Source organism: Mesorhizobium sp. M7A.F.Ca.US.006.04.2.1, from assembly GCF_004022915.1.
GTDB lineage: Bacteria > Pseudomonadota > Alphaproteobacteria > Rhizobiales > Rhizobiaceae > Mesorhizobium > Mesorhizobium ciceri.
Genome location: NZ_RZQA01000082.1, coordinates 1 through 12,054, shown reverse-complemented (window position 1 = coordinate 12,054; position 12,054 = coordinate 1). Strand labels below are relative to the sequence as shown.

The window sequence follows — 12,054 nt, the reverse complement described above, 5'->3', positions numbered from 1 at the left end:
CGGGGCCTTGTGTTCATCTCCGGCGGAAAACGCCGACGGCACGAACCCTTCGGCCTTGAGCGGCGGAACCTGCAGGCGAGGGCGCTCGACGCGTATTTCCGCAGCGTCGCCTGCATTGACGGCCTGCGCGGCAACCGCCTGCTCGTCAGGCGATGCGGCTTCCTCGTCGGGCTGCGCCCAATCCTCGCTGTCTTCGGCATCGCGAAAATCTGCTGACGTCATGCTGTCGTCATCGAGGACATCATGTGTCGCGTCAGTGGCTTCAGGCTCTTCGCCGGGCGAAACCGCAGCGGTGTTCTCTGGTTCCGCCGCCACGGGGCCACGTTCGTCATCTTGGCCGGCATAGTCCAGCAACGAGCCCGTCACATTCATCCCAGGGGGGGCTTCACGAGCCGCTTCGTCCGGGTGACCGTCAAGCCGTGCCAGATCCTGCTCGTCTTCGGCATCGACATCGGTCTCGGATGGCTCGACCGGTTCGTTCTCTGGCCCTGACGCAGGGATGCCGCCGGTGCGCATCGGGTCGTCGGACGCCTTGACCGGAGCCTCGGTCTCCGCTGCCGACGCCTCAGCAGTCTCAGTCTCTGGTGGCTCGACCGGAGCACTCTCCTTCTTCAGCCGCTCGCCGATTTCGCGGAAGGCGCTGCGTTCCAGGGTCGAGAGGCCCTTGTCGTTGGCTGGCTGGCGATGTTCGGCGAGCCGGATCACCTTGTCGGCAAAGCGCCGCTCCTGTTTCGGCACGATGGTCAGCGCCGGCACCTCGCCCTTGAACGGATCCGATGCCTGAGCGTCCTCGGCCCTGGGCTCCTCAGCGTTCGGCTGTTCGGGCGCGGGTTGGATGACTTGCGGTTCCGGCGTTGCCGGCGCCCGGCCATTGGGCACCAGCGCCATGCCGATGGCCTCCGGATCGACGACCGCGTCGCTGGCGCGGGCAACGCCGAAGCCGCGGAAACCCTCGAAGGCGCGGCTGCGCCCATAGACAGGCAGCGCCGCCAGGTCGACGGGTATCTTCAGATCGGTGCCGACGACCGGCCACAGCACGGAGCGTCCGGACCAGGTATCGCGCCGTTCGAGGAGCCCCGATATCTCGCCCGAGGGGTCGAGGCCGAATGTGGCGGCGACATCCCTGAAGCGTCGGCCAATCACGTCGGCCGCCGGCTTGCCGACGATGTCGGCGAATTCCGGCGACAGCGCGCTGAACTTGCCTTCGGCATCGGTGCGCCAGACGAAGCGCACCGGCGCCGCTGCGCGGTCTATCGCCGAGACGGTCGTCGGCGTGGCCGCGGAGGTGGACTGGACTTCCAGGGCCGCCGGTTCTTGAGGCGCTTCAGGTCCGGACGCAGCTGGTCGCGGCGCCTGTTCCCCTCCGTCCTCGCCGGCGTTGAAGTACCAATGGTCGTGTTGCGCCGGTGTGGGCTCTGCTGCCGCCTGATCGCTGTTGGCAGCCGTCGGCGCCTGCCCGATCACGTCGGTGATCGCATGCGGCTGCGATGCGGCGACGTCCTCGGTCGGCAGTGCGGCGCCTGGTTCCTCGGTCGGCGTCTCGCCACCCTGTTCCGGCTGCGAAGCCGCATCGCCAGCTGGTGCCGCCTCGGCAATGGTTTGCGTGAGGTGTTCGCCCGCAGGGGCTGTGTCGTCGAGCTGGTCCTCGTCGATCACCACCAGCAGATGCCGCTCCTCGGTCAATCTTGCCAGCCCCGCCGGGTAGGAGGCCGTGCCGCCCGGGACAAGGCGCTTGACGATGCGGTCGCTCTCGGCTGCGACGTCGGCAACCAGTGCTGCCAGCGTCTCCGGCAGGATGCCCAGTGCCGAAAATCCTTCCGAGGCCGCCTCAACGTTGCCCCTGGCATCGACAAAGGCGATGAAATGACCATCCTCGGTGAAGCCGCTAATGGCGCGCGCGGCGATTTCGCCGGCACTGCGTGACCCTGTCTGAGCCGCCGGCACTGCCAGCATGATCGCCTTCTCGGCGTCCGGCATGGTCACCGCACTGGCCAGGAAGCCGACGGCGCGGCTGGTCATGCCGGTCGCCAGCCGCACCATGATGGCGCGGTCGCTGCCAATCTCGGGAAATCCGCTGGTCGCCATGATCTGGCGCCTGGCGATCACGGGCAACTGCGCCGAGGCGCCTATGATCGCCTCGATGTCGGGATAACCGAACATCGCGGCTCCTGGCCCATTGGCCCAGATCACCTGCTCCAGATCCGCCGACAGGATCGCGATCGCGTCGCCTGCGGCAAAGCGCTGGCGGACCGCGTCGAGCACGGCGACATCAAGGAAGGAATATTCGGACGGCATGCGCTTGGCGGACCTCACGGAGCGGCGATTTTGCAGTTAACGCTTTGTTAATAAAAGCCGGAGGCGCGAAGGTCCACAAGCCAGAACGTGCAAAGGCTGGAATCTGGGCTCTTGGTTAACGGCCCAAAAGAAATTTATGGTGCACTGCAACAAAGATATTGCAATGCACAAAATTTGCCTTTATATTGCCATCATACATGAACGAGACGGCTTTCTGTCAAAGCCGCTGCCGCTGAAAAGGATGGAAAATGTCCAGGACCAAGACCGCCGAGACGATCGAAAACGTTGAATTCCCGAGCTTCGACGCTTCCAAGGCCACTGACCAGATTCGCGCTTTCGCCGAAAAGGGCGTTGAGCAGTCGAAAGAGGCTTATGCCAAGCTGAAGACCGGCGCCGAGGAGACCCAGAAGGCTCTGGAGTCGACCTACGAGACCGCCAAGACCGTTTCCAACGACCTGTCGCTCAAGACCATCTCCGCTTTGCGTGCCAATGCCGAGGCCGGTTTTTCCCACCTCGAAGCCCTGATCGGCGCCAAGTCGCTGTCGGAAGTCGTCGAGCTGCAGACCGCCTTCCTGCGCAAGCGCGTCGAATCGACCGTCGAGCAGGCCAAGGACTTCCAGGCCGTTGCCTCCAAGGCCGCCGAGGACGTCTCCAAGCCGATCAAGACCGCCTTCGAGAAGGCGATGAAGGAAATCAAGGTTGCCTAACATTTGCGCATGATCTGAAGATGCAACAAAAGGTCGCATTTTCTTAAAAACGATCAGGTGTATGATGGCAGCCATCAAGGAATACCCGGTGAGTGGAACCTCCTCCCTCTGCTCCCCGGGGTGACCAGCCAGCACCTCCTCCCGCTGGCTCGTAACAGGAAAAGGCCGGCACCTCCTCCCGCCGGCCTTTTTCTTTGTCCGTCGCCTGGTCCTTGCCTGCGCCTTCTTGCTGGGCGAATGCCGCGCCGATGTGGGGAAGTGACCTTTGCTTTCCAAAAGCCTTGAATTAGAATCCATAAGCCCGTAAGGACGCATCGCCGAACGACAGAGCGGCGGATGAGTTTCTGTTTCGATCCGCTCAGGCAACGTGCCGTTGTAGCTCAGATGGTTAGAGCGCCGGATTGTGGATCCGGAGGTCGCTGGTTCGATCCCAGCCAACGGTACCATAAATAGCGACATAATTTCAAAGACTTAAAGGCTTCTGGTTAGCTAGGCTGGCTTGGGTGTCGGTGCGTCTTATGGACGTGTACCATTCTGGTGCCATAGGGAGGCCGTCCAGCTATGACGGTCGACAAAATGGCGGTCAGCCGGGAGCGAACCCTGCCAATGACGTCAGCCGTCGTTTCGCCTGAGATCTTTGCGCAGCCAAAAAAGCCGTCGTCCACACGGAACCTTTGCTTGCGGAAACCGCAGGCCAAGTTGCTACCCTCTCGCCGGGAGCGGCATTGCTGGCCTGGTGGTGCGCCGATCTGGTTCCGACGCAAAAGCTGCGTTGGCCGCGGCCGGTGCCCAGGCAGATACTCCAGCGTTCAGTTGGGCTCCAGTGCGTACCGCCTCATTTTCAGCAGCCCTGTATGAGGCGATCTCGAATCATCTCTGCAATCGGGATCGCCGAGGTGGCGGCGGGGGAAGGCGCGTTGCAGACGTGCAGCATGCGGTCCGTTTGTGCGAACAGGAAATCATGGATGAGGGCACCGTCCTTGCGCACGGCTTGCGCGCGGATGCCTGCTTCGTGCGGGAGCAGGTCGGCGAGCTTGAGGCTCGGACAGTATTTCCGGCACTCCTCCAGATAGCCTGGCTTCCAGAGCGAGTTGCGGAGTTCCGTTACCGCAGATCCGCGGTTGGCGAACACGGTTTTCCAGAAGCCGGGAAACAGCGCGTAGTCGGCCATGTCCGAAACATTGAACGAAAGCCGTGGATAGCCTTCGCGGGCAAAACCGATAACGGCATTCGGCCCGACCGTGACGCTGCCGTCGATCATCCGCGTCAGGTGCACGCCAAGGAAGGGCAGGGCTGGATCCGGGACGGGATAGATCAGATGGCGGACAATGTCGTTCTTCGATGCGGGAAGGCGATAGTATTCGCCGCGGAAGGGAACGATGCGATGCTCGATCGAAAGCCCGGCGAGCACGGCCAGCCGGTCCGATTGGAGACCGCCGCAGACCACCAGTTTTTTCGCCTGCCAGTTTTCGCCGGCCGACGCGATATCGACGGAATCGATGACTTCGCGAATGCCGGTGACGCGCGTCGACAGGCGGATCTCGCCGCCAAGCGCCCTGATGCGCCGCCCCATGGCTTGGCAGACATCGGCATAGCTGACGATGCCGGTCGAGGCCACGAAAAGCGCGCCGAGACCGCGGATGTTCGGTTCCCGCTCCTTCAATTCACCCTCGCTGACGCGCCGGACTTCGATCGTGTTCTGCTTCGAGCGTTCGTGGAGCGCCTCCATGCGCTGCACTTCGAGTGCGGAGGTGGCGACGAGCAGTTTGCCGCAGACATCGAAGCGGATGCCGTTCTCCTGGCAGAAGGCCTTGGTGGCATCCGCGCCCTTGCGGCAGAGCTCGGCCTTCAGGCTGCCTGGCGGATAGTAGATGCCGGCATGGATGACACCACTGTTGTGGCCGGTCTGGTGCTTGCCGAGAGCCTCCTCTTTTTCCAACAGGATCAGGCTGCAGCCGGGATATGTTTCCAGCAGCCGCATGGCCGTCGCCAGGCCGACGATGCCGCCGCCGATGACGCAGTAGTCGAAAATCATTGTTGTAGCCCTTGCCTGCCCGATTATGCGTGCGCCGTCTGACGATCGCCATAGCCGAAATAGGCCTTTTCCAGCGCATGTCCGTCGGCAAGCTCGCTTGCCGAACCCTCCAGCGCGTTATGGCCGTTGCGCGGCACGTAGACGCGGGAAGCGAGGTCGAGAATGCGAGCGGTGGACCGTTCGACGACGAGCAGGGTCAGCCGCTGGCGCTAAGCTGGCGGAGGCTTTCGTAGACCTGGTCGATCACCAGCGGCGCAAGGCCAAGCGACGGTTCATCGACCATCATCAGCGACGGGTGCTGCAGGATGGCGCGGGCGATGGCAAGCTGCTGCTGCTCGCCGCCGGAAAGGTGGCCGGCAACGCCGCGGTAGCGGGTCCTGAGGATCGGAAAGATTTCCAGAACCCGTTCCCAGATCGGCGGCCGCTTCGGCCTTGTCCTTGCGGATCATGCCGCCGAGCAGCAGGTTTTCCCGCACCGTCAGTGTCCGGAAGATACTGCGGCCTTCCGGCACCAGTGCCAGGCCTTCCGGCATAGCTTTTCCGGCGCCTGGCCGGCGATCGACTCGCTGTTGAAGGCAAGCGTGCCCCCGGTCGGCGCCATGAGCCCGGAAATTGATTTCAGAAGCGTGGATTTGCCGGCGCCGCGATCTGGCCTCGTCGTTCCCGGCAAGCAGCAGCTGACGATCAATCTCCTCGCGTGGTATCGACATCTCACGGCGGCCAGATATCGCTGCCCTGATATCAAGTGCGTAGACCGGACGCCGCTGCGGAATACCAAAGGATAGTGCTCTTTGACAATCTTCCCCTTCACCGAAGCCACCCCGATCCAGTTCCAGCAGCCCCTGCCGAGGACCTCGGACGTCGTGATCATCGGCGGCGGGGTCATTGGCGTGACCACGGCACTGTTCCTGGCGCGCCGGAACGTCTCGGTGACGCTGCTGGAAAAGGGACGCATCGCCGCCGAGCAATCCTCGCGCAACTGGGGCTGGATCCGGCAGCAGGGCCGCGATGCCGACGAACTGCCGATCGTCATCGAAGCGCAGCGCCTCTGGCGGCAACTGGCGCAGGAATGTGGCGAGGACATAGGACTGAAGCAGACGGGCGTTACCTATCTTGCGCGAACAGACAAGGAGATGGCCGGCTTCGCGAAATTCCTGAAGATCGCCCAGGCTCATGGCGTCGACACGCGTCTCCTCGACCAGGGTGAGCTGGCAAGCCTGATCCCGGCCATGTCGCGACTGTTCAAAGGCGCAATGATCACTCCATCGGACATGCGGGCAGAACCTTGGGTCGCCGTGCCCGCGCTTGCTCGCCTGGCGGCCCGCGAAGGCGCGACGATCATCGAGAATTGCGCGGCACGTATGCTCGACATCTCCGCGGGACGCATCAGTGGCGTCTGGACCGAGAAAGGGCTCATCGCGGCCTCGAGCGTCCTCGTCGCCAGCGGCGCGTGGACGTCGCTGTTCCTGCGCGCCCACGGCATCTCGATTCCGCAGCTCAGCGTCAGGGCGACCGTCGCTGCGACAGCGCCGATGGCGGAAATCCACGCCGGCGCCGCCGCGGACGAACGCATCGCTTTCCGGCGCAGGCAGGATGGCGGGTACACGCTCGCATCGGGAGGCAGCAGCCAACTCTACATAGGGCCGGACGCATTTCGCCATGCAGGCAAATATGTCAGCGCCCTGATGGCCAATCCGTTCGGCACACGCTACCTGCCGGCCGCGCCGCGAGGCTACCCGGACGGCTGGTCGACCCCGCGCAGATGGAACGCGGATGAAGAAAGCCCTTTCGAACGGATGCGCGTCCTCAATCCGGCTCCCGAGACGTCGGCGCTCCGCGCCATCGACGGCGGGTTCAGGGAGCTTTTCCCTCAGTTCACGACCGTACCGCTCAAGGCGAGCTGGGCGGGCATGATCGATGCCATGCCTGATGTCGTGCCCATCGTCGATCGCGCCGCTGCATTCCCAGGCCTCGTTGTCGCGACCGGGATGAGCGGCCACGGCTTCGGCATAGGACCCGGAATGGGCCGCATTCTGTCCGATTTGATCCTGGGCAACGAGACCGGGCACAATCTCCACAGGTTCCGTCAATCCCGTTTCAGCGACGGCAGCCCGATCCGATTGGGACCATCGCTGTAAGTATTTCTGCCGCCCGCCAGCCCATCCGCTCTGGCCTTGAAGAACCGGACGAGGGCTCAGGTGCCGCATGCCCGGGCGTAGATCTCGATGCTTCCCTGGACGTGATCGATCGCGATCTCTTCGACGTCGCAGGCTCGGTCGGCCCAAGCGAGCGCCGAAGGCAGGTGCTGGAGAAACAGCGTCACCGGCACCTTGCGGCCCTTCAACGCGTCGAAGAGCCGGTCGCAGGCGGCACGGGCTTGCGGGGTCGCCCAATAATATCGGATGCGATCGGAATAGGAGTAGTGGCGCAGCGTCCGCTTGTCGGCATCGCTGCCATGATAGTGGCTTGCCCAGTTCTTGGGCGCGGCTTGCATCAGCTCTTCCATGGCGTGGTAAAGCGGCCGCTCGCCATAGAAAGGCACCAGATCGGAAGCGATCAGGTCGAGCGCGTAAAGCGCCTCGCGCAGTTTGAAGGTCAGCTCGGGGCCGACCTTGAGGATAGCGAAGCCGTCCTCGACGAGTTCACGCAGCGGCCTCTCACCCTGATAGTCCGTCGAATGCGCTTCGAAAATGAGCGACGGCAATGTGTTCAGAGTTGCCGCCAGATCGCTGGCCTTGGTCCGATCGTAAAAAATCACATTCTGGTTGCCGAACTCCACGCCCGGCTGCACGACAAGCCCGATGACGCGGGAAAACGCGCTTTCAAGCCCGGCGGCCTGGAATGCTTTGGCGTGAATGGCATGTGTCTGGCGAGCCGCCTCCGGACTGGTCGGGGTGATCGCATCCAACGCGTGATCGGCGCCACCGGGAGGCGGCACCTCCGTCCCGATGATGTAGACCGGGCTTGCCCCGCCGCTCTGCGCGGCCGCCTGTTCCGCGACGCCCGCCATTCTGGCTGCGCGCTCGGCCACCGTATGGTCGTCTAGCGCCGCCGGTTCACCCGCGCAGCCCATCGATGCATCGAGATGGATCTTGCGGAAGCCGGCGCGGACATAAGCATCGACCATTGTCCCGGCCTGCGCCATCGCCTCCTCGGCGGGCCGGTCTTTCCAGGGATTGGGACCGAGATGATCCCCGCCAAGCACGATCAGCTCTGTCGGGCACTGCTCGACTGCCGCGAGCGCTTTCACCATCGCCGCGAAATCGGACGGCGTCATGCCCGTATAGCCGCCCAGATGATTGACCTGGTTGCACGTCGCTTCGATCAGGACGGTGGTGCCCGTGTCCCGGCCGTGCCGCAGTGCGGCTTTCAGCACCAGGGGGTGCGCCGAGCACACCGAGGTCACCCCGATTTTCTTTCCTTCCCTGTGCAGGCCCGGCACATCTTCGATCGCCACACGCATCAGCTTCTTCTCGCCGTTCTTGCCATGAAATCTTCCAGTTCGGCCCGCGTGCCGGCTCCCTCCATGGGGCCGAGGCGTGTGACGTTGCGCGCCCCTGCCGCATTGGCGAATTCGAGCGAAGTCCGCAGCGGCATCCCCAACCGCCGGCATGCGACATAGGCTCCGCCGAAACAGTCGCCGGCGCCGGTGGGGTCCGTTTCCTCGACGATGAGGCCGGGACAATCGGCACTGGCGCCCGTGCTTTGACGGGCTGACGCGCCATGTTCGCCACGCTTCACGGCGATCTCCTTGACCCCTCGTTTGAACAGCGCCTCGATTGCGCGTTCCTCGCCATCCATGCCGGCGGCCAGGAACAATTCATTGCCCGACGGCAGCAGCAGGTCCGCTTTGTCCACCAGGCTCGCGAATTTCTCCTCGGTCTGGCCGTGCGCCAGCAATTCCTTGCGCAGGTTCGGATCGAGCGACATGGTGCCGCCGCGTGCCTTGATCAGCGGGATCGCGCGTTCGGTGATCGCCCAGGCCGCGGGGCTTGCGAACACCGTTCCCATGACGTGGATATGCCCGCAACGCGCGATCAGCGCCTCGACCTGCGGGGTCCATTCCAGTCGAGCGGCGGCGGATTTGGCGATGTTGTAGACGAAATCGCGGCTTCCGTCCGTGCGGTAGCGGACAAAGGCGCTGCCCGTCGGATAATCCGCGGAAACAGCGATGGCGGAAGTGTCTACGCCGTCTCGCTTCAGGCGCTCCATGTTGACCGCGCCGAAATCGTCGTCGCCCACCACGCCCACCATCGCGGCCGCTCCGCCCATACGCGCGCATTGATCGATGAAGATGGCGGGCGCGCCGCTCGGAAAGGGGCCAATGAGGTCGATCGGTTCCCGGAAACCGGTGCCTGTCTGCCTCGCGACGATCTCTACCAGGATTTCTCCAATCGTCACGGTTGGCCCGAGCGAGTCCGGTGCAAGCGTTTGGGGGAGGTCGTTCATCAAGCGTCCAATCCTGGGTGTGGTGTCGTTTGCGGTTTCACGACGCCGAGGCGTCTGGACCGGAAACCGCGTCCTTGTTGAGCATCTGGTTGTCGAGCGACATGAAGCGCTGATGCATCATGCAAGCGGCTCCGAAGGCAGCTCCATAGATGGCGCTCTCGTTGAAAACGATCTCGGGGACAGGAAAGGTCGCGGCCTGGAGCTCGCGGATATGCGCGTCGACCCGTGCGGCGACCAATGGATACAATTCCGCGACGGACCCGCCCAGCACGATGCGGTTCGGGTCGATCAGCCGCGAGATCTGCACGACTGCAAATGCGAACAAGACAGCCCATTCTTCGGCGAGCTGCACCGCTTGAGGAACACGATCGCGGACGTCACGCAGGAACAAGTCCAAGTCGGCGTCCGGCCTGTACTGGCGATAGGATGACAGGATGCGGTCGCGCCCGAAGGCCTGCTCCAGATTCCGGTATGTCGGGTTCCGTGTCTTGAGGTGGCCGACTTCTCCGGCCAGGCCATTGCCGCCGCGGAACAACTTGCCGTCGATCACAATTCCGCCACCGACACCGTTCTCGATGACCATGAAGAAGGTGACGCCGCTCGCCGCTTCCGGCTGGCTGTATGTGATGCCGATGCCGAATGCGTTGCCGTCATTTTCCGCGGATACCGGGATCTCGGCCGGAAGAAGGCTGCGGGCAAGGCCTGTGAGATCGACATTGCGCCACCCCAGGATCGGTGCGACGTGGATGAAACCATCCTGGTTCATTTGTCCGGGCACCGCGATGCCGATGCCCTGACATCGCGCCAGGCTATCCTTCCGCATCTCGAGAAACACCTGTTCGATCGCCATGTGGACCGCGGCCTCCGGATCGCTGTCATGTCCTTCGAAGCGCGTCATGGCGCTGCGAACGATCTTGCCCGCGAGATCGATCTCGACGCATGTCATATGTTCGACACCGATCTCTATGCCGGCGAAGAAAACGGCTTCAGGCACGATTTCCACGAGGATACCCGGTCTTCCGGCCCTGGGCTGGCCCGCCGGATTCGCGACATCGTTCTCCGCGACTTCGCGAACGAGTCCGGCCTCGACCAACTCCAGGACGATATTGCCGGCGGACGAGCGGTTGACCCCCATATGCCTGGCGAGATCGGCCCGGCTCAAAGGGCCGAAGCGGTGGAGCGCGTTCAGCGTCGCTACCGAATTGCTCTGGCGGATCCTGCGAGGCGAGCTGCTGGCGAAGGTTACATGGTTCATGGCGGACTCCGCATGTTCGTTCCCAGCCTATACTTCACCCGAGCTTGTTTTTCCTCCGGCAACGCAAAGTCCTCAAAAGAATGAACCGCCTGATGTCGGAAGCAAGCAATTCCCGCTGCGCCGGTGGCGAAGGAGAATGCCGCGAGCGAGCGGCATCCTCCTGTTGGAGCGTCAATTGCCGACAAGCACCTTGTCGACATTCTCGGAGGTCACCGCCAGCCACGGCACGTAGTAATGCTGGTCCTTGCCGTCGTTCCAGGCGAGCTTGCCGCCGTTTACGTCCCAGACAGCCGCGCGCGGCTTGTAGCTGTCGCCGACGATCTTGTGCAGCGCGAGGTCGATCGCCCCTTGCGCCTGTCCGTTGGCATCCTGGAGGATGGACATCGACTGTTCGCCACGCTTGACGGCTTCAAGCGCGTCCTTGATGCCGTCCACGCCGGCGACCGGAACCGCCTTGGGATCCAGGCCGTGGTTGCGGATGCCCTCGATGGCGCCGACGGCCATCTCGTCGTTTTCGGCCAGGACGCCCTGGATCGCATCGCCATGCGAGGTCAGGAAATTCTCCATCAGCGTGATGGCCTCGGCGCGTGACCAGTTGGCGGTGTTCTGCTCCAGGATGGTCACTCCGGGATTTTCCTTCAGCACCTTCTGGATCCCTTCAAGCCGCTGCACCTGGGCCGACTGGCCCAGCATCCCTTCCAGGATCACGACCTTGGCCTGTGGGCCGGCCTTGTCGATCACAGCCTTGGCCAGCATTTCGCCGGCCTCGACATCGTCGGAATTGATGTAGGCGTCGTAGAGTGCGGTGTTGGAAACCATCGTGTTGGAGCCGAACACCGGGATGCCGGCTGCCTTCGCGCGCTCGATCGGTTCATTGCCGGCGTCGATGTCGACCGGGATGAAGATGATCGCGTCGTATTTTTCGGTGATGGCTGTGTCGAACAGGTTCGACTGCGTCAGCACGTCCTGGCGACCGTCGAGAACTGTCAGCGTGGCGGTACCGTCCGCAAGCGCGGGGTGCGCCTTGGCGGCATCGGCCCACAGAACATTGTACTCTGTGTTGAGGCTCTGGACGATCGCCGCGATCTTCAGCGTCTTGGCGTCGGCCGAATTCCCCCCGAACACCATGCCTGCAAGGGCAAGGCCGGCCGCTGCTCCCATCAGGAAGCGTCTTGTCGTTTTCATGTGCATTTCCTCCATGTTGCGTGCGGCCGCGCCGCTTGCGCCTGTTACTCTCTCCCGGCTCGGGAGCGGTCGATCAGCACCGCGAGGACGATGATCGAACCCTTGATGATCTGCTGGTAGTATGAGGA

At 63.4% G+C, this 12,054-nt stretch carries 8 protein-coding genes, 1 tRNA gene and 1 pseudogene; 3 read left to right on the top strand and 7 right to left on the bottom strand.

Annotated elements, in window-relative coordinates; genetic code table 11:
* Positions 1-2,295: pseudogene (locus EN925_RS07005) on the bottom strand (PAS domain-containing sensor histidine kinase); the annotation flags it as partial.
* 248 nt (positions 2,296-2,543) lie between these two features.
* On the opposite strand from EN925_RS07005, the gene EN925_RS07000 reads away from it, so the two are divergent.
* Positions 2,544-3,002: a phasin gene (locus tag EN925_RS07000; protein ID WP_013530255.1), complete on the top strand. Its 459-nt coding sequence runs from the start codon at positions 2,544-2,546 to the stop codon at positions 3,000-3,002.
* A gap of 369 nt (positions 3,003-3,371) precedes the next feature.
* Positions 3,372-3,448 (top strand) — tRNA-His (locus tag EN925_RS06995).
* 395 nt (positions 3,449-3,843) lie between these two features.
* Here EN925_RS06995 and lhgO read toward each other — a convergent pair.
* Both lhgO and EN925_RS40575 read right to left on the bottom strand, forming a co-directional pair.
* Positions 3,844-5,034 (bottom strand): L-2-hydroxyglutarate oxidase, encoded by a 1,191-nt coding sequence (lhgO, locus tag EN925_RS06985; RefSeq protein WP_206519179.1) that lies wholly within the window; start codon positions 5,032-5,034, stop codon positions 3,844-3,846.
* A gap of 275 nt (positions 5,035-5,309) precedes the next feature.
* Complete coding sequence (locus tag EN925_RS40575) at positions 5,310-5,570, bottom strand: hypothetical protein (RefSeq protein ID WP_245460923.1); 261 nt, start codon at positions 5,568-5,570, stop codon at positions 5,310-5,312.
* 258 nt (positions 5,571-5,828) lie between these two features.
* Here EN925_RS40575 and EN925_RS06975 point away from each other — a divergent pair, with 258 nt between their 5' ends.
* A complete protein-coding gene (locus EN925_RS06975) occupies positions 5,829-7,175 on the top strand; it encodes an FAD-binding oxidoreductase (protein ID WP_127384756.1) in 1,347 nt (448 codons plus the stop codon).
* Positions 7,176-7,231: 56 nt separating this feature from the next.
* Here EN925_RS06975 and EN925_RS06970 read toward each other — a convergent pair whose 3' ends face one another.
* The 4 genes from EN925_RS06970 to EN925_RS06955 all read right to left on the bottom strand — a co-directional run bounded on the left by EN925_RS06970 (position 7,232) and on the right by EN925_RS06955 (position 11,926).
* A complete protein-coding gene (locus EN925_RS06970; protein WP_127368578.1) occupies positions 7,232-8,500 on the bottom strand; it encodes a D-tagatose-bisphosphate aldolase, class II, non-catalytic subunit in 1,269 nt (422 codons plus the stop codon).
* A complete protein-coding gene (locus EN925_RS06965) occupies positions 8,500-9,486 on the bottom strand; it encodes a sugar kinase (protein WP_063170080.1) in 987 nt (328 codons plus the stop codon). Before EN925_RS06965 ends, EN925_RS06970 begins: the two co-directional genes overlap by 1 nt.
* Positions 9,487-9,523: 37 nt before the next feature.
* Positions 9,524-10,741 carry an ROK family transcriptional regulator gene (locus EN925_RS06960; protein WP_013530260.1) on the bottom strand — a complete coding sequence of 406 codons (1,218 nt, stop codon included), beginning with the start codon at positions 10,739-10,741 and terminating at the stop codon, positions 9,524-9,526.
* Positions 10,742-10,912: 171 nt separating this feature from the next.
* The gene (locus EN925_RS06955) at positions 10,913-11,926 is read right to left on the bottom strand and encodes a substrate-binding domain-containing protein (protein WP_127368577.1); all 1,014 of its coding nucleotides are present in this window, start codon (positions 11,924-11,926) and stop codon (positions 10,913-10,915) included.
* Positions 11,927-12,054: the final 128 nt, after the last annotated feature.